The organism is Roseateles flavus, from assembly GCF_039872765.1.
GTDB lineage: Bacteria > Pseudomonadota > Gammaproteobacteria > Burkholderiales > Burkholderiaceae_C > Roseateles_B > Roseateles_B flavus.
Genome location: NZ_JBDPZC010000002.1, coordinates 101,682 through 120,202, shown reverse-complemented (window position 1 = coordinate 120,202; position 18,521 = coordinate 101,682). Strand labels below are relative to the sequence as shown.

The window sequence follows — 18,521 nt, the reverse complement described above, 5'->3', positions numbered from 1 at the left end:
ACGACCACAGCAAAAAATGGTTCTTCACGAGAGTCCGGGGAAAGCCGCCCGGATTTTGAGGAAGTAGTCGATGTCGCGGTAGCCATAGGCCATGCGCTTGATGACCTTGATGCGGTTTTGATGCCTTCAAGTCTGCCGGTATGCATGGGCCAGCGCACGCGAGACTGGACGCCGCGCCAGTAGGTCCGCAGCTTGGCGGCAAACTGCGCAGGCAGGCGATGCCGCTTTCGGCGGCATGAGCGTGCCATTCGCGCCAGCGCCGTCGCCGCTCCCAGGCTGAGCCGGTCCCTTTGACGTTGCGTCAGGGAAGGCACATGCGCCGAAGTGAACAAATTCACACTCGGCTGCAAACAACACATTTTTGTGCGCCATGATCTGCTGGCAAGCATAAATTCGCCCATTGCGAATAAAGTTCGTCGCACAGGCTTGGTGCACGGGGCGGGGAGCGATATCGATGTCCGGACCTGAGCGACACACAGCAGAGTGACCACACTCCGGAGACAAACAATGCGCAACAACCAGCCAGTCACACAGCACGAGTACGACTATCCCGCCGATGCCACGCTGATGTCCACGACGGATGTGCAAAGCCATATCCAGTACTGCAACGCGGCCTTCATCGCTGTTAGCGGCTACGAGCAGGATGAATTGGTCGGCCAGCCGCACAACCTTGTCCGCCACCCGGATATGCCCGCCGAGGCCTTTGCCGACATGTGGACCACGCTTAAGGGCGGCGAAAGCTGGACGGCGCTCGTCAAGAACCGTCGCAAAAACGGCGACCACTACTGGGTGCGTGCCAACGCAGCGCCCATGCGACGCGCGGGTCGCGTGGTCGGCTACCTGAGCGTGCGCACCAAGCCCACGCGCCAAGAGGTTGAAGCTGCCGAAGCTTTCTACCGACAAATACGCGAGGGGCGTGCCGGTAGTCTCAAGTTCCACAAGGGCTTGGTCGTGCGCGGCGGCTGGAGCGCCTTTCTTTCTTGGCCCAAGACGCTGAGCCTGTCTTGGCGAGTGCGAGGACTTTTACTGCTGGGCTGGCTTGCTCAATCTCTCGCCGCCTACGTGACCGGTTCTGGCGGTTCGCAGTGGCTGGCGGTCACTGGAGGCGCTTTTGTCGTCAATGCCTTGTTGGCCATGCTGATTGAGGGTCAGGCCGTATACCCATTGCGCCGCATCCTCGACCAGGCGTTGAATGTGGCCGCGGGCAATACGGCGCCAGCACCAGAGATGGGGCGTGTGGACGAGATCGGCATGCTGATGCGTGCGGTCAACCAAAGTGGGCTCAACCTGAGGGCACTCGTTGACGATGTGGACGCCCAGGTCGGTGGCGTAAGCTCGGCATCAAGCCAGATTGCCAGCGGCAACAACGATCTGTCGCAGCGCACCGAAATGTCGGCATCCAACCTCGAACAGACCGCGTCGGCTATGGAGGAATTGCACGGGACAGTGCGCAGCACGGCCGACGCCGCCAATGAAGCGGCGCGCCAGGCTAGTCAGGCCAGCTCCGCCGCGGTATCCGGCGGGGAGATCGTCGGCCAAGTGGTCAAGACGATGGACGACATCGCCACGAGTTCTCGGCGCATCGGGGACATCATCGGCACGATCGATGGCATTGCCTTCCAAACCAACATCCTGGCGCTCAATGCCGCCGTTGAGGCCGCCCGTGCGGGCGAAGCCGGTCGGGGCTTTGCGGTGGTGGCCGCCGAAGTGCGGGCGCTGGCGCAGCGCAGCGCCGAGGCCGCGCGCGAGATCAAGGTCCTCATCGGGAACAGCGTCGAGCGGGTTGACTCCGGGGCGCAGCTGGTCGGCCGGGCTGGGACCGTGATGCAGGACGTCGTGAGTCAAGTTGAGCGCGTCGACAAGTTGCTGGGGGAGATCAGCCGCGCGGCGCGTGAGCAGACCACCGGGGTCCAGCAAGTGAACGAGTCCGTGTCATCGCTGGATCAGACGACACAACAAAACGCTGCTCTCGTCGAGGAGTCTGCTGCTGCGGCCGAGAGCCTTCGACAGCAAGCAGTGCGTCTGGCTGAAGCAATTGCGGTCTACTCAACGCGCTGACATGAATGCGGCAGGACGGCTGGATTCAAGGTACCCAGCAGTCCAATGATGTTGGCGCCGACTGAAATTTGACCCATGGGGGATGCGGACGATTTCTTGGACTACCTGAAGGTAGCTAATGTACTTATAAGAAGACCGACTTCGAGCCATGCAGTTGTACATCAAGCTGGGCACCCACTCGAACGTTGAGTGCGTGCGGATATCCAGGGTGACAACCAGCGATCCATCAGCGCCCGCAACAGCGGCCTGACCGCTATAGCTCCGCAATTAAGCAAAACCTGGCCCAGAGTGGAATTAACTTAACCTTGGCCATCCCGGCCAACTTATGGGCTAAGTCACACAAACACCCCTGTTCCTTAACCCATAAGTTGGCCAAGGGTGTAACCCATAGGTTGGCCGATTTCGGCATGGGTGCAACGGGTCAGAATTTTTGCTGCACCGAGAACGGCTGAGCTGTCGCGAGACAGGCGATCTCCGATGTTTGGCCGAGAGTCGGCAATGCGCCTTAACCGTGGCCGGGAGTTCATCAACCCCGTCAAGGACTTGCTGCGGCACCTCTTGGATGACCCCCAAAGCTTGGCCGAGAGTGCCTCAAACTCGGCAGCTGACCAGACACCAAAACACCCCTCAAATCGCTACCCCGCGAGCGCGTTGACGCGGCAACTCCCTGCTTCCTATCCTGACCTTCCGGTAACTGCCCGCTGCTGATGGCGGATCCAGCGCTGACCGGCACGAGAGCCATCAGAAAGGGCAGGCATGGATACGGAAGTCTTGGGCGAGGCTGCGCCGGCGGTGAGGTCCTCACGGCCTCCCCGTAGTTCAATGGGAAGAACGGACCGTGGTCGCCTGGAGAAGCTGCTCAAGGAGCTTCGCGGTCACCACTGGGGCTTCGGGTCGGCAGCAGCCGGCCTCGCGTTCCTTGAACTTGTCGCGACGCACAGCAGCCCACCGGCACCGCTCAATCACTCTCGCGACGCCTTGATGATGGCGCTGGCACCGCGGCTGACGGCCAGGCACCGTGCCGATCAATTCCGACGGGCAGCCACCTTGCTTGCGCGAGGGGCCAGCCGCGACTCCTGGGCCCAGGCAGCTGCACTGATCCTGCGCGCGCACGCTGTGAGCCTGGACGCCCGGCCTGAAGCGCGCCTGGAGCTCATTCAGTTCTGCGAACGGGCCATGGGCCTGGCGCCGTCGTCCGTCGACACAGCGATCCCTCGGGTGGCGCTTCTTCTCAAGCCATCTGGGCTGCCAGTGGCGGGGTTCAAGGAACTGGCCGTCGCCCAGGTCCAGGCCTTGTGCACGGCCGCGCTGCTGGAAGTCTGTGCACGCCGGCCCTATGCCGGGTGGTCGATGCTCGACATTGACGCCGCGCTCTTTGCGCTGCGCCATCACTACGCCAACGCCGAGACGACGCTCTGCGGGGAGACCGCGACGGTCTCGCAGCGGCAGGAGGACTTTCGGGAGGTGGGGTTGCCGCTGTGGGAAGCCCTGCGCCAGGCTGCCATCCGCTTGGCGGCGAAGCCGGGTTGTGCCCCCTGCCGGGACGACGCCTGGCATCAGCGAACCCAGGCGGCGGTGTTCCTGGCGATCGGCACCGCCAAGTCCGCGACCAGGGCAGACGCTCTGGCTGTACCGGTCCACACAGAGGGTCCGACACGCATCATCTGCCGCAGGCCCATCGCGCCAAGCGCTGAACGAATCGACAGAGAAGAACTCGAGCGACACCGCGTACTTGAATGCCCGCTGCCGGTGGCCACCATGCCGCGGCGTGCGGCGCTTGAGGCTGCTCATCGTCGCTTGCTGCTGGAGTTCCCATGGGCTGAAGATGTCCTGGACGCCGTGTTCGATGACTTGCTCGGACGAGCGGCCGTCGGATCCGCCTTCTTGGTCATGCCACCGACCTTGCTGGTCGGCCAGCCTGGTTGTGGCAAATCGCGCCTGGCGCGCCGCCTTGCCGATGAACTGGGGCTGCCGCGCCTGGATCTGTGCCTGGGCGGCAGCGCGGACGCCAAGATGCTGTGCGGAACCAGCCGTGGATGGAGCAGTGGCAGGCCTGGTGACTTGGCGACCTTGCTGGCCACGCAGCTGTCGGCATCGGCGATCGTCATTCTGGATGAGCTCGACAAGGCGCAGGGGCCCCTGCGCAACGACGTGGGCATCCAGGCCTACTTGCTGGGTCTGGTGGAGCCGGAGACAGCGGCGCGGCATCACGACGTCTTCCTGAAGACGGAATGCGATTTCACGGGGGTGCTGTGGCTGGCGACGGCGAATGCCTTGACCGGCATCGCGCCGGCACTGCTGACCCGATTCAGGGTGCTGATGGTGCGGCAGCCCAGGCCACAAGACCTGGTCGTGGTCGCCCGCAACGTCATTGAAGACATGGCGGAGCGCTGGGGTGTTGATCGGCAGGTGCTCCCCGGTGTGGAGGAGCTGAACCTGCCGTTGGGCCGTTTGACCAGTGCCAGGCAAGTGCGTCAGGCCACCGAGGGCGCCATTGCCCACTGGGCGCGAGAGCTGCAGCGGCATTGATGACCTCCCTGACCCGATCATGACAACGGACATGCGCCGTCCAAGGCTGTGGCACCTGCCGCCCATTGGGGTGGGCACGCCTGACGTGGAATCGGCAGACAGCTACCTCGGGCGCCTGGCGCAGGCGCATGGCGTGGCCAGGCAGACATTGCACAAGTTCATCAACGGGCATGGCCCGGCGATCTACCAGAACCTGCGTGGTCAGCCACCGAGGCTTGACGTGCCCTCGCAGCAAGCGGCTGCGTATATGCGCCGTGTGGCAGAGCTGGTCGGACACCCCGAGGTCGAAACGCTGGGGCTGGGCTGGCTGGCTGACCGGGTGCGGGCTCAGCATGTGTTTCGTTCAGATCGCGGGTGGTGCTCGGCATGTCTGGCTGAGAGGCAGGCGGGCTCAGGGCTGCATACGCCGCTGATCTGGGGCCTGGCCAGCGTCACGCACTGTGCGCGCCATTGCGTGCGATTGAGGACCGCCTGCCCGGCTTGCGGTGCCAAGGGATCCATACGGCGGGTTGGGGCTGTTGACGGGGCCAGCTGCGCTTCATGTGGCGGCACGTTGGCGGCCGTTGGCGGTGATGCTGCAGAGCCGATGTCGGATGTAGAGGCGGCTGTGCTGGAGCAGATGGGTTTGCTGGTCTCGGTCGTCGCCAGCCAGGCCGTCGGCAGCGAGTCCCCCAGCTTTGGGGAAATCGTCACCGCGCTGCACCGGCGAGGGCATCACGTCAAAGCGTGCGAGATGGTCCGGCGCATGGGGGTCTCAAAGGGGACGGTCAGCACCCTGATGAGGGGGCGCACACAGCCTGGCATTGATCTGCTGTTGCGGCTGAGCACTGCGTATGCAGTTCAGTTGCCCGACCTGCTCTTGAGGCGCCCTGGCGACCGGGATTGGCTGAAGCGAGCGGCGCGGCACCATCCCGTCGTCTGGCCTTCACGAGCCAGGCCCAGGATCGATTGGGCGGCATCGCAGCGGGTGTTGGAGCTGGAGATGGCGTCTGAAGCCGCTCTGCCAGTGGCGCAGGTTGCGAAGCGGCTGCAGATCGATCCGAGGCATTTGATGACGCAGAGGCCTGAGTGTGCGGCTGTGTTGGGCACTCGGTATCAGATGCGCATCAAGCAAGAGAGGGAGCGGGAAGGCGATCGTGTGCTGGCTATGGTCCAGGCGTTGGACGAGTGGCCTTCGCAGCGGGCGGTTGCGCGTGACATTGGGGTCTCGCGGACTTCGAGGGGGTTTAGGGGAGCCTGGCAATAGCGGGGCAGGTGCTTGAGCCAGTGCTGCGGGTCCAGAATCGCGTCAAGCCAAGCAAGGGAGCTGCGCGCGGTGTCCCAAGCTTGGATTGGTGTTCGCGAGCCTGGGTGCCGTCCAGGCTGTGCGTCGCCGCAAGGCGCGGGCGCCCGCTGAGCGTAGGTGCTTGCCGCATCAAGGTAGATGCTTTGCAGGCGTCCTACTTCTTCTTCGGATCGTGCTTGTGAATGGGCAGCGTCGGATGCTTCGGGGCGTTCGGCAGATCCACGTGACGGCGGCGGTCGTCGGTCCCGTCTTCCTTCTTGGGCTTAGGGCCCGGCTTGATGTGATACGTCATCTAACGGCTCTCGCTTCTTGCACAGCCACAGCGGCTGCAGAGACGATTTAACGCTCACATGTATCCGCCAGCAACGCCCGGTTTCAAGGACTTGAAGAAGCAGGCCTGGCCCATATTTCAGGGCGTCAGCTGTTCTTGGAATTGACCTTTGTCAAGGTGGGGCGGGTGCGTAATACGGCGCCTAGGTGCGTTGGCAGACATACCAAAGTTGAGCGTCACTTGGTCTTGTCTCGCGGCCGGGCGGCAAGCCTTGCTGCTCTCTTTGCCTCCCGCTCGGCCTTTGCACTTTCGGCTGCTTTCTGCTTCGCGAACTGACGAACGCCCTCGGCGATAGCCGTGGGGACATATGCGTACTTCTTGCCATCCGGCATGAACTCCGTGACCGTGATACCCAGGGCCAGCCTGCCGTAGAGCCGCGCATTGGCCGGCACGAGTCCTTCGGCCAAGCTGAGCGCCGACAGCTCCCGCACGATCTGCTCGATACCGCTGGGCGATAGCGGGTACCACTGGCTTTTGTACTCGTAACGTCGGGTCAGCAGCACCTCGACCAGGCGGGACCGCAGGATGACCTCTCGCGTGCTACCGCGCAGCGTCGATGCCTGGGCCGTGATCAGAAAGTTCCAGCCCAGGTTGCGCCGCAGGTGCAAGGCCGGCAGGTGCGTGGCGTACTGCTCCTTCGAGTTGGGCGCTACGGGGGTCAAGCGCAGCGACTGAATCGCGTCTGCGGCATGCGCAACGCATGCATGAGCGAGGCTTCAGCGACCTGGGCCTGCTCTTCTTCGCCGCCCTGACAGCCGCGGCCCCGGCGGCGCTGGGCCGATGCCGGAGCATGGCCGCGCAAAGAGCGCGCTGGCGCGAACGGCTTTGTCGGGACCAAGTCATCGTGCGCGCCATCGAGAGTAATGCCGCGGCGACTCAAGGTCGCCCGTCCTGTCTGCAGTGCTTGGAAGACCTGGTCGAGGACCGGCGCGACCTGCTGCCTCGCCCTCATCTGCGTCAGCTCTATGCCGATCCCTTCACGGGGCAGGCGGACTGGGTGCAGATCGCTGCGCCGCCACCCGCTACGGGCATCTTGGGCGTGCAGAGCCGTTCGGAGCGGCCGTTGCTGACGAGCAAGGGGCCAGACAGTCGACCGATGAAGAGCGCCAAGGCACTGCAATTCAGGGCCCTGGTCTTGCTGACGGGCGGAGGGAGTCTGTGATCCAGCAGGGAATCTGAACGCTGCGGCAGGTCGCGCATTCGGGCGATGCACGTGTTGCTTCGCAATCGCGCGAGACTTCCCGTCGCTGCGCATAATAACCACCCAAAGGTGGGTGATGATCTTCCTGGTTTGGCCCCGTAGCCTCCGCCTGCTTGATGTTGATTTGAAGACGACGGCGTGCCAGATGAACCTTTGCCGCAGTTGTTCGAATGCCGCCCCTTGCTGCGAAGACGCTGTCAGAGCTGACAGGGTTGAAGTAGGGGGCGACCAAGGAGAATCGCCGCGCCCGGACCTTTTCAAAGCATCACCGATCCGTGTCTGGGCACATCTATCGGTCAATGGCACCCGGTTGAGACATCGGGGGGAATTGATAAAGCGCTTGCGTGTGGCCCCGGGCGATACGACGTGGGTCAATCAACAAAATGGCTGCACTAGAGATGGCGGCTTCAACGGGAGGGAAGACCGTGAACAGGACGGACAGCTGGCATCGCTGGCGGCAGGAGGCCGCGTGCGCCCTCATCGGCGCTTCGCCGCTGGGCATGGTGCAGGGACCCGCATAGGCGGTGCAACAGCATTTCGAGAACGGTGGCCTGGTGCGCGGCGCTCACAGCCCGACAGTGCTGGGCCCCAGCCTGTCCGGCCATTGCGAATGGGAGCTCATTCAGCATTAGCTGATCACGGCTGCCGAAGGCGGGCAAGTGGCGCTGTCCTCAGGTGAGCCGGGATCCATGAGTCGCCGCAGTCGCAGCGGCGAGGAACTGCTGGCCGCCCATCGATGGGAAGGCTGGGCAGCACTGCCTTCAATGCCAGTGGCCCGGGTGTGCGAGAGGCAGTTTCCGCGCACTGCTGTGGACCACGTATCGAGCCATCCCGCGGAACGATGCTCCAGACGGCAGCCAACTCCAGCGGGGCCTTGCGTTGCATGACTGTGCGGGGCATCTCGATCGGGAAGGGTGAGGGCTTTGAGGGTACGGCATTGACGGCGGCCATCGCTTTGATTGGCTGGCCAGCCGACAGATGGTGGGCTGAAGTTGCAAGAGTCAAGCCGCTCCGATGAGCGGACAGGCATTGATCAAGATTCAGGGAATTGAGATGAATAAAGCATTTGGGTGGACACGTTCCTTGCTGCGAAGCGTCAGCGTTATTCCTATGGCCCTGCTACTGGTGAGTGGGGCCGCAAACGTGCTGGCCGAAGAAGGCTATCAGGAGAACGGCAAACTGGTTCGAGGACAGCTGACGCAACTGGGCACCGACCTGTTCGGAGAGCGCGTCAGCGCCTATACCGGCGCATTGAGCTTTTCGCAAACAGACGTGTCACTACCCGGCAACTTTGCGTTGCCGGTTGCGATCGGGCGCCGGTTGACGACGGGGTCGGCTGGATCCTATCAGCACCATTTTGGTGAATGGGAACTTGAGATTCCCCATCTCAAAGGTGTATTTGACGAGCGTTCCGGTTGGCAGACATCTGGCGTAGAGCCGCTGAAAAGATGCTCAATATTTCTCGACGCTGCGACAGGATGGAATCAAACGCATACCATGACCATACCGTCACGCGAGTTTTGGCATGGCTATCAAATCTACGTTCCTGGAATCGGCGAGCAGGATATGCTGTCCCGGGCACCAGAAAACAAAAGCGCCCCGACCGATGGAAATGTCTATGGAGTAGTAACGAAGCAAGGGTGGCAATTTCGATGCACAAACAGCCTGCACGCCGATAGTGCGTTCGATGGCGAGGGATTTATAGCGCTGTCGCCGGATGGTGTGGAGTACACATTCAATTGGATGGTGGCGCGCTCCTACCCGGCCTACCTTGGATCGAAAAAGACGGGCGCCATTCAATCTTTGCGCCAAGGGATGGATCCCGCAGCGAACGTAAATGTTCTATTCATGCCCCGTAGCGAGGTATTGATTCTTCCGACGAAAATAAAGGATCGCCACGGAAATGCGGTGACGTATTCGTATGACAAAAACGCCCCATGGAGGCTGTTGTCGATTGATGCCAGTGACCAGCGTAGTCTACGCATAAGCTATCACCCCAATACGAACCTCATCTCTACTGTCTCCGATGGCATGCGGACATGGAGCTATGAATACAGTGGGATATCCGGTGCCGCGCCGCTGCTGTCAAGAGTTGTACTGCCTGACGCCACGGCCTGGACATTTGGAGGCGACAACCTTCAGGTCGGTGTGGTCTCATTGTCGGCCCCGTCGGATTGTTCGAGTCATTTCTACGGGATCGGGGGGGCGTATAAGAAGACGATGACGCACCCCTCTGGCGCTGTAGCCGAGTTCACACTCACCGACACCGAACACGCGCGCACGGACGTGACCCAGTGCAAGCCATTTTTGAATACGTCGATGTTCACATCGATCTATCCATCCGTCTATATTGGCGTAAAATCACTAACACAAAAGAAAATTACGGCCGCAGGCCTTTTGAAGCCATTGATTTGGCAATATGAATACCCCGCAGCCGTAGGGTCAAATGAATTATGTCCCGCCTGTGCAGGAAGCAAGACGGTGATTCAGACGTTCCCGTCTGGAGCAAAAACACGCCTGACCTTTGGCACACGCTGGTCGGTTAACGAAGGTCTGCTGCTGAAATCGGAGGAAGGTTGGGACGGTAGTGCAGCGCTGCGCGTCACTGACTATCGATACCGCAGCCCGGACGCCGGCCCCTATCCAAGCAAGGTGGCCAACGGGCCCTACAACATTCGTGGGGACGGTGCTATGTCGCTGCGGCATTTCCCACTGGACAAAAAAGTAGTAACCCAGCAAGGGAGAACGTTCACTTGGGAAGCCACGGCGTTTGACGAATGGGCTAGGCCGACGACTGTCGTGAAGACAGGGCCGGCTGGGAGCCAGACAGAAACGATCAGCTATGAAGACAAACGTTTCCTTTGGGTATTGGGGCAGCTGAGCAAGTTGCAGATAGGCAGCTGGCTTGCTGTCGGGAACGAGTTCAATGAATTTGGGCAGCTCAAGACGGTCAGCAGGTATGGGGTCCTTCAGAGGCAGCAGGGCTACAACGCTGACGGCACGCTGGCCTGGCACGAGGACGGCGCCGGCCATCGCACCTCTTACGATAGCTACAAGCGCGGCGTGCCCCGAACCGTCCGCTATGCCGATGGCAGCAGCGAGTCAGCGTCGGTCAATGATCTGGGTCTGATCACCCGGCACACCGACCCCACCGGAGCCAGCACGGACTACGGCTACGACGCGGCCGGCCGCCTGTCCAGCATCACACCGCCCAGCGGCTGGACGGCAACGAGCCTGGTCTTCGAGCCGGTCGGCAGCCCGGAGTACGGCCTGGCGGCCGGTCATTGGCGCCAGACTATCAGCCAGGGCGATGCCCGCACGGTCACCTACTACGACGGTTTCTGGCGCCCGGTGATGGTCAGGACCTTCGACGCAAGCCAGGAGGCGAGCACGCGCAAGGTGTTGGTCAAGAGCTATGACGCGGCAGGGCAGCTGGCGTTTGAGAGCTATGCGCAGCGCGACGCCACCAGCGTCAGCATCACCAGCCCGGGCAAGCGCATGAGTTACGACGCGCTGGGCCGACTCAAGCGCACGGAGGCGGACAGCGAGCTGGGCGTGCTGGTCTCCAGCTGGGACTACCAGGATGGCTTCAAGACGGTGCTGAGCAATCCACGGGGCAAGAGTACGACGCAAACCTTCTGGGCGCTGGACAAGCCGGAAGAGGCGCAGCTGGCTGGCTTGGATGCGCCGGAGGGGGTGAGCGTGCGCATCGAACGGGATGCCCTTGGCAAGCCCACGGCCATCAGCCGGGGCGGGGTGACGCGCCGCTATGTGTACGACGCCGGCCAGCGCCTGTGCAAGACCGTGGAGCCCGAGATCAATGCGACGGTCCAGGACTACGACGCCGCGGGCAACGTCTTGTGGCGCGCACCCGGTCAGCCCCTGACGGGCACGGGCAGCTGCGACACGGCGGCCGTCGCCAGCACAGCCAAGATCAGCTACGGCTACGACCCCATGAACCGGCTCAAGAGCACGAGCTACGGGGACACCAGCCCGGGCATCACGCGCGAATACTGGCCTGACGGCAAGCTCAAGACCGTGAGCAGCAACGGCAGCACCTGGAGCTATGTCTACAACAGCCTGCGCCTGATCAGCACTGAGACACTCAGCTACGGCGGCCAGAGCTGGATCTTCAGCTGGGGCTACAGCCCCAACGGCCACCTGGCCAGCCTGAGCTACCCCACCGGCGGCCCAGGTGTCAGCTATGTGCCTAATGCCCTGGGCGAGCCCAGCCAGGTGGGCAGCTTCGCCACGGGCCTGAGCTTCCATCCCAACGGGGCGGTCAACAGCTTCCGCTTCGGCAACGGCATCCAGCACACGCAGGGGCTGAACCTGCGCGGTCTGCCGGAAAGCAAGCAAGATGCGGGCGTGCTCAATGACGTCTATGTCTACGACGCCAACGGCAACGTCAACAGCATCAGTGACCGGCAGGAGAACGTCTTCAGCCGCAGCATGGTCTATGACGACCTGGACCGCCTCAAGACCGTCAGCGCCCCTGGCGTCTGGGGCACTGCGGCCTACACCTACGACGCGGCGGACAACCTCAAGACCGCCAATGTGGGCAGCCGCAACGTTACGCTGAACTACCTGGACGGCACGAACCGGCTGAACCGGGTGGACGTCAACGGCACGCAGCAGCTCTACGACTACGACCCGTACGGGAACATCAGGCGCAAGGGCGCCCAGCAGTACTTCTTCGACCAGGGCAACCGCCTGCAGTCCGCGGTGCCTGGCGGGAGCTATGTGTACGACGGCCTGGGCCGGCGCATCCAGGTCAGCGGAGGCGGCGACGGCAGCACGCGCCTCTCGCTCTACAGCCAGGCCGGCCAGCTGCTGTGGAGCACCAGCAGCGGCGGCTCACGCCCGGCCAGCACCACGGCCTACGTCTACCTGGCCGGCAAGGCGATTGCCGAGGTCAACAGCGCCAGCGGCACGCAGTACGTGCACACCGACGCCCTGGGCAGCCCGGTAGCCCATACCGGGCCCACGGGCACGTTGCTGAACCGCACGCGCTACGAGCCCTACGGCTATGTGGCGGCCGGCACCAAGCCCGGGCCGGCGACCAGCCTGATGGGCTACACGGGGCATGTGCAGGATGCGGAGACTGAGCTCGTGTACATGCAGCAGCGGTATTACGATCCCATCGTCGGCAGATTCCTCAGCGTCGATCCCATCGTTACCGACGCCAATACGGGCAAGGGCTTCGGGCTCTATACCTACGTCGACAACAACCCGTACGCCAAGATTGATCCGGACGGGCGTGAGCCCGCTGAATGTTCCGAAGCTTGTGTCAGGATGCGGGGGACTTCTGATGCCCGCGCATTGGGGACATCGACAACTGGAGCCTCTAGGTCGGTGTTCCGTGCTGCGGCCAGTGAAGGCCGAGCTTTGGCCGCCGATTTCCCGAGTTTCCCTGATACTGCGAAGTTGTTCCTGCCTGCCCTGATGCTGCCCTCAATGGCTTGGGAGGGAACAATGGGCACCTTTGACTCCTTGGCCAACGTTTTAGAGGGACATGCGAGTAAAGGCGATGGGTTCGTGCTTGCTATGGCTTTCTTGCCTGCCGCAAAGGGGGCAGCGGAGACAGTCAGGGTTGGAGAACTGATCGCCACGCACGGCAAGACGATGAGCAACAAGCAGCTCGATAGGCTCGTCAAAAACATCCGCGCAGAAGGGATCAAAGAGCCGCTCACCGTGACTGAGCATCAGGGCAAGTTGTACATCCTCGATGGTCACCATCGGGCACTCGCGGCACCACGTGCAGGTGTTGCGGAGGTTCCGATCAAGAGGGTTGAACTGCCCTTCGGTGCTTACAAGACGCCTGATGACTTGACCTTTACACCCGGGGGGTACTGATGACCACAAGACAGCCGATTGCCGAAGGCTTGATCTCCTGCAGGAACATCCTGCTGGGTGGGCGCACAAACGAGCACGTTCTGCCATGCCTCCAGAAGGTCCTGGTGGATCTCGATTCGATAGCGGTCTCAAGCACAAGGAAGATCGTTGAGCGTTGTGCTGCGGAGGCGATCGATCAGATCAAGGACGGCGACTTCGTTAGCGCGGGACGGATCTTGAACTTGGTCCACAACCTGCCGTTGGACGAAGCGAGTGAACAGCGTTGGGATATCGACTACTTCCTGTCAATGGAGCTGCCGACCTTCTTGGAGCACTTCGAGGAGATCAAATCCGCCAGGCTGATCGCGCTCTACGTCTGCAAACAACTCGCGTATCAGTACGTTCCGGACTAATGACTTGATGCCATGTGAAGACGCTCGCCATACGCGGGCGCCTTCACATTGAGCGCTGAAGACACACATCAGGTTCATATGGGCTAGTTCCGGAGCGGGACCGTTTTCCAAGCGAGCCAGTCGGAAAGAAGGCCAGCCTCACAGAAGCCATCGACTAGCAAGCGGCCGCGTACCGAACCGAGGTGCTCCCAGAACTCCTCGCGATACTCAGAGGGAACATCTGCAAGAGCAACGTATTCGGTACCCATGGAAGTGCGTTGCACCCGCAGTTCCACGTGGTGGTCTTCGAATGCCTGGACCACTTCCTCTGGCAGCGGATCATCAAAGTTCTCCGGCACCTGGCGACCTGGCAGAAGTCCGAACTCGCGACGGGAAGCCTGAAACTCTGACTCCAGCAGGACCGGCTTCACAAGGGCCTCTCGCATACGATCCAGGATCGCCAGGCCTGCCCCGTCAGGCTCTTCAATTGACCAGAGCACTACGGCCGGGGTTTCAGAGTAGGCCACCGGCATGCCGTCTTGGTAGTGAACCTCGTGGATGGCAATGTGAGAGTCCTCCCCGTGCTCGAAGCGGATCGCACGGTAGTTCCAGTGGCGGTGGCTTGGCTTTGACATCAGGTCACCAGCGAGCGATCTTGCACGCTGTTCAGGTAATGTGAAAGCAGGCCCCGACTCGAATCGCTGTTGGGCGCTGCGAACGGAGTGAACCATGCGCATCAAAGACGTCCGACCACAGAGCTTCGTGAAGCAGATCAGGTGTGACCGTTGCGAACGGCTGTCGGAGCTTGGCGAGAAAGAGTTCGAAGAGTTCGTCAGCGTTGATCACAAGGCGGGCTACGCGTCAGTCTTCGGCGATGGCAATCAAGTGCAGATCGATCTCTGCCAGCACTGCGTCAAGGAACTGCTTGGGCAGTGGTTGCGCGTCGTCGCCGACGAGAAGGCAGCTGCTCTCCCTAATGATTGATTTACGTTCCTGTCGAGCAACGTGAGGGCCGGCGACGTCTTCTTGTCCGGTGGGCTGATCGACCGCCTCGACCTGGAATGCCACGATGGCGGAATGCCCGCATCTGCGGAAGTCTCGCCACGGAAGCCGGACGACATGCCGGTTTAGGAGCTCATGGCACTCAATGTGCCGTCGGCGCTTGCACTCCGCAGCAGCTGGGCCTCGCTCCGAGCTTTCTCCGGCCACAGCGTGCGGCTCTTCAGCCACTGCCGTGCAGCACCGATGCGCCAGCAATTCCTCGATCCGCTCGCTGAATTACGTGGGAAGCCGTCGTGAACGAGCAGCTTGCTGCGCGCCTTTGCGAGGGGGTTCAAAGAGGCGTGAATTCCGAGCTTGAAGGCATACATGAGCCAAGCCTTTTGCTCTACCCCTCGGAAAGCAGCTGCAGCCGCTGCTGCCACGCCTGGGCTTGCGTAAGGCTTGTCATCTCGATGGCGATCAGCGGCGTGCTGAAGTCATTCGTTCTAAGCTGAAGCACCACTTCCCTCGTCGACCCATCACTCATGGCGACGTAGCTGATGTCCGTCGCGCTGACGAACGAAGCCGGCTCGATGCGAAACCACTTCTCCGCGACGAATGCGAGGGTCTTCGCGGCTGGGTCGACATAGAGCTGAGGCAGCAAGCCTTGGCAACCGCAGCCTATGGTGAAGTGGCCTCGTCCGACGGCATTCGCGAGCGCGAGCTGCTTTGCATAGCCTGCGCGCCCACCGGCGTTGGCGTACACGAAGATTCCATGTGTCAGGCCGAGGTGCACGACCATCCAAACGGCCCCCCAAGTCCATTCTGACAGTGGCCCTGATTGCATAGACCGGCTGCTGGTGAAGGCCGCGAGCAGGACGCACGCAGAGAGCGTCCAAAGGGCAGCCAGAGGCAGCCCAAGCAACAGCCGGCCGATACGCCGCTCCCTTAGAAGGCGCATTGCAAGCATCCAACCAATGAGAGCGCCGAAGAGCAGATTGAGGATCGGAATGCAGAGCAGCGCATAGCAGAAGAGGACGATGGGCAACGATGCGGTCAAGGTGAACTCCCTGGCGGGGTCGATCTGGCAAAGACAGGGAGGATCCCCATCACTTCCGACGCCGATCCCGCTATTTAGATTGAGACTTAAACGCGGGTGACTCTAAAGCGGACGACATAAACACTGCTAGGCGTGTCGTCAGCAAAAGCCAACAGCGAAAAGAAGTTCATGAGCGCCCGGGAGATCCTGGCCCTGAACATGATTCGCCTGAGGGCGGCACGAGGCTATAGCCAGGAGGCCCTGGCCCTTGAATGCGGGCTCCACCGGACCTTCATCGGGCATGTCGAGAGACAGGCGCGGAACATCTCGATCGACAACGTGGAGCGCATTGCTCTGACGCTTGGGGTGTCTGTTGGAGAGTTGCTGACGCCGCCGAAGTTCGGCTAGCTGTCACTTCCAACTGGCCGATGCGCTACGGGCAATTTCGCCTGTCCTACCTTGCTCGAATGGCATGAGTGATCTGAGGCGGGTGGTCACTCTCTCCCATCCTTGGGCCGTGCACTGAGTCCAATGCTGAAGCGGGCATGACAAGTTTCAAGTCGGGCGAGAGGCTTGCCTGAGTTGAGGTGACCGGGACTGGCTCTCGGCACGGGACCGTCCAGGCATTGCTCTGGTCGAGGATGCGCTTGAGTGAATTTGTCGCGCCGGCCTATTCATCAGTGGATCGGACCTTCCTTCCTGCACCTTGTACCGAGCATGACGCTCATGGCCATTGCCGGTTCGCCATAGAACTGGGATTCGCCCCTTACTGCTCGATGTAACTGACGCGGACTAGTCCGAACGCAAGACCTGCTTCCAGCTTCAAATTTGGTAGGTGGCTCATCTAGTGAGCTACCTACATGAGAAATTCCTCTCAGGGTTTCACGTCGGTGAAGACCATCTGCATTAGTGAATGAAAGAGGAGGATGAGATGAAGTCACTCGAATCATCGGGCGCTCTTGCTGAAGGCGCTGCGAGGAGCAATGAAGCACGGCCTGGCAACGATACGACGGAAATCGCTTGGGGCACATTGGCTAAGGCTGCGGCAGCATTCCTTGGCGTTTCTGTCGCCGCGTTGAACCTCATTGGGCACATCGCATACAGCAACTGGATGGATCACTGGGGCTTGGATGCGGGCATCATCCCTTTAGACTCGAATGAGCGACTCATTCATGGATACGTTGCCTTCACCGATCGGTTCGTGTCCCTCCTAAATACATGGCCCGGGTGGTTTGCGGCGGTCTTCTTCATCACTCTTGGTGTTTACTCGTCGATCGTGTTGACTGCGAGAGCGGCCGCGAAACGAGGCAGGCAGCGACGGGTTGAACTTGCCTGGGTCCTTGAAAGTACCCCTTGGTGGCTGAGGCAGATCCTCCTGGGCTGGGGGCTGTCAGGTGGTCTTGTCGTCTGGCTCTACGCAATGCTGATTTCCGCATCGCTAATCCTCGTCGCAGCGCCTGCGATAGGGAAGAGCTACTCTGACGCGTGGGCACGCCGAATGGAAGCTAGGATTCAAAAGGGGTGTCAGTCCGTACAGGGGCACAGTACATGCACGGAGATCGTCCGAGATGGGCAGCCAATAGGGGCCGGGATCATCCTGGCTAGCTCCACCACACATGTCGCCTTTTACGACCAGCGGGCGAAGCGCACACGCCTTGTTCGCTTGGATGGCGCTGACTTGACGGGGTGGACTCCCTAAGGATGCAAATGACAAGAGGCGGCCTCCATTGACTTGCCGCCTCTAGCCGTAGCTCTGTGGCGGAAGTGCTATTTGGTGGCCTTCTATCTACCGCATGCTCGACAGCAAAGCGAGAAGCAAAGCAATCCCGACCAACGCTCCGGCCGGGTTTGTTTTTTTGGCTTCCACGATGGGTACGTCCTGCTTGCTCAGTTGGTCTTCCAAGTGCTCGACCCGGCGCAGTACCTCTGACGGTGCCAACTTGAGTAGCTTTGCGCATTCGCGCATCTGCCACACGCTAAACATGGTGTCACCGCTTTCCAGCCGGGAATAGGCTGACTGGGAGAGTCCGAGCAGGTTAGCCATGTCCATCTGCTGGCCGCCTTGCTCCACACGAGCCTGTTTGATGACCTGGCCAACTAAGGCAGAGTACGGAACTTCGGGCTGGGGTAGGTGGGGAGTTGACATTGAATTCATATATGCATTTAATGCAAGTATGAATTTTACGCCTATGCTTCCAATGAACGCAACCTCTGACTCTTTGCCCGCGGGCACCCTGGTATCCGTGTCACGCGGGCTCTATCGCCATGTGGGGCTCCTGACCGAACCTACTTGCGGCTGGGAGCGCCAGGTCATCTCACTCAACCCTGGTCAGTTCGGCTATCAGGTGGTTGAAGAACCGCTGTCGACCTTCGCCCGAGGTAAGCCAGTCCGAGCTGAGCCGACGAGGACAGCGCTTCCGGACTGGGCGGTTCTGGCCCGTGCTCGGTCTGGTCGACACCCTGCCTATGACTGGCTGGCTTTCAATTGCGAGCACTTCGCCCGCTTCGCATTGGGCCAACCGATCGAGAGTCCTCAGCTCAGGTTTTGGACTGCGGCGACCCTTGTGCTGGGTGTCGCGGCTCGTCGGTAGCTCACCGCCAAGAGGGCAGCGCGTCCGAAGAATTCAAACTCCCATTGATTCCTTGTCAGCGCACTTTGGCTAGACAGCGCGTCGGTGAATGGAGCGTATGCGTCCGGCCAACTCGTCTTGAATGCCCATCGGTGGCGGCCAGGATGGTGTCCACCAACCCGGCAGGTGGACACCATGTCAGACGCCAAGCCGGCCAGTCGCCTGCGCCACCATGCAGACCTGAAGCGCCAAGTCATCGCTGCCTGCGCGGCGACCGGCGCCGTGGCCCAGGTGGCGATT

At 61.4% G+C, this 18,521-nt stretch carries 14 protein-coding genes and 1 pseudogene; 8 read left to right on the top strand and 7 right to left on the bottom strand.

What is annotated here, in order from left to right:
- Positions 1-24: 24 nt before the first annotated feature.
- Positions 25-256, bottom strand: a pseudogene (locus ABDJ40_RS06470) (transposase); the annotation flags it as partial.
- 251 nt (positions 257-507) lie between these two features.
- Here ABDJ40_RS06470 and ABDJ40_RS06465 point away from each other — a divergent pair.
- From ABDJ40_RS06465 to ABDJ40_RS06455, 3 genes are all read left to right on the top strand, one after another.
- Positions 508-2,058, top strand: a complete 1,551-nt coding sequence (locus ABDJ40_RS06465; RefSeq protein ID WP_347607729.1) for a methyl-accepting chemotaxis protein — start codon at positions 508-510, stop codon at positions 2,056-2,058.
- A gap of 756 nt (positions 2,059-2,814) precedes the next feature.
- Complete coding sequence (locus tag ABDJ40_RS06460; RefSeq protein ID WP_347607726.1) at positions 2,815-4,587, top strand: AAA family ATPase; 1,773 nt, start codon at positions 2,815-2,817, stop codon at positions 4,585-4,587.
- A 19-nt stretch (positions 4,588-4,606) separates the two neighbouring features.
- Positions 4,607-5,833 (top strand): TniQ family protein, encoded by a 1,227-nt coding sequence (locus ABDJ40_RS06455; protein ID WP_347607723.1) that lies wholly within the window; start codon positions 4,607-4,609, stop codon positions 5,831-5,833.
- Between the two features lie 193 nt (positions 5,834-6,026).
- On the opposite strand, the gene ABDJ40_RS06450 is transcribed toward ABDJ40_RS06455, so the two are convergent.
- The gene (locus ABDJ40_RS06450) at positions 6,027-6,164 is read right to left on the bottom strand and encodes a hypothetical protein (RefSeq protein WP_347607720.1); all 138 of its coding nucleotides are present in this window, start codon (positions 6,162-6,164) and stop codon (positions 6,027-6,029) included.
- A gap of 215 nt (positions 6,165-6,379) precedes the next feature.
- Positions 6,380-6,865, bottom strand: a complete 486-nt coding sequence (locus ABDJ40_RS06445) for a hypothetical protein (protein ID WP_269632530.1) — start codon at positions 6,863-6,865, stop codon at positions 6,380-6,382.
- A gap of 38 nt (positions 6,866-6,903) precedes the next feature.
- Between ABDJ40_RS06445 and ABDJ40_RS06440 the strand changes: the two genes are divergently transcribed.
- From ABDJ40_RS06440 to ABDJ40_RS06430, 3 genes are all read left to right on the top strand, one after another.
- A complete protein-coding gene (locus ABDJ40_RS06440; RefSeq protein ID WP_269632529.1) occupies positions 6,904-7,365 on the top strand; it encodes a hypothetical protein in 462 nt (153 codons plus the stop codon).
- Positions 7,366-8,418: 1,053 nt separating this feature from the next.
- Positions 8,419-13,260 carry an RHS repeat-associated core domain-containing protein gene (locus ABDJ40_RS06435; protein WP_347607716.1) on the top strand — a complete coding sequence of 1,614 codons (4,842 nt, stop codon included), beginning with the start codon at positions 8,419-8,421 and terminating at the stop codon, positions 13,258-13,260.
- Between the two features lie 104 nt (positions 13,261-13,364).
- Positions 13,365-13,652 carry a hypothetical protein gene (locus tag ABDJ40_RS06430; protein WP_269632534.1) on the top strand — a complete coding sequence of 96 codons (288 nt, stop codon included), beginning with the start codon at positions 13,365-13,367 and terminating at the stop codon, positions 13,650-13,652.
- Between the two features lie 83 nt (positions 13,653-13,735).
- Here the strand turns inward: ABDJ40_RS06430 and ABDJ40_RS06425 are convergent, their stop codons facing one another.
- Positions 13,736-14,362 carry a hypothetical protein gene (locus ABDJ40_RS06425; protein WP_347607713.1) on the bottom strand — a complete coding sequence of 209 codons (627 nt, stop codon included), beginning with the start codon at positions 14,360-14,362 and terminating at the stop codon, positions 13,736-13,738.
- Between ABDJ40_RS06425 and ABDJ40_RS06420 the strand changes: the two genes are divergently transcribed.
- Complete coding sequence (locus tag ABDJ40_RS06420) at positions 14,361-14,615, top strand: hypothetical protein (RefSeq protein ID WP_347607711.1); 255 nt, start codon at positions 14,361-14,363, stop codon at positions 14,613-14,615. The two genes, ABDJ40_RS06425 and ABDJ40_RS06420, sit on opposite strands and share 2 nt — an antisense overlap.
- Positions 14,616-14,758: 143 nt before the next feature.
- On the opposite strand, the gene ABDJ40_RS06415 is transcribed toward ABDJ40_RS06420, so the two are convergent.
- Both ABDJ40_RS06415 and ABDJ40_RS06410 read right to left on the bottom strand, forming a co-directional pair.
- Complete coding sequence (locus ABDJ40_RS06415; protein WP_347607708.1) at positions 14,759-15,001, bottom strand: hypothetical protein; 243 nt, start codon at positions 14,999-15,001, stop codon at positions 14,759-14,761.
- Between the two features lie 17 nt (positions 15,002-15,018).
- Positions 15,019-15,672 carry a hypothetical protein gene (locus ABDJ40_RS06410; protein ID WP_347607705.1) on the bottom strand — a complete coding sequence of 218 codons (654 nt, stop codon included), beginning with the start codon at positions 15,670-15,672 and terminating at the stop codon, positions 15,019-15,021.
- A 168-nt stretch (positions 15,673-15,840) separates the two neighbouring features.
- Here ABDJ40_RS06410 and ABDJ40_RS06405 point away from each other — a divergent pair, with 168 nt between their 5' ends.
- Positions 15,841-16,059, top strand: coding sequence for a helix-turn-helix domain-containing protein (locus ABDJ40_RS06405; protein WP_347607702.1), 219 nt, complete (start codon positions 15,841-15,843; stop codon positions 16,057-16,059).
- 1,378 nt (positions 16,060-17,437) lie between these two features.
- Here the strand turns inward: ABDJ40_RS06405 and ABDJ40_RS06400 are convergent.
- On the bottom strand, positions 17,438-17,797 hold the full coding sequence (locus ABDJ40_RS06400; protein WP_347607698.1) for a helix-turn-helix domain-containing protein: 360 nt from the start codon (positions 17,795-17,797) through the stop codon (positions 17,438-17,440).
- Positions 17,798-18,521: the final 724 nt, after the last annotated feature.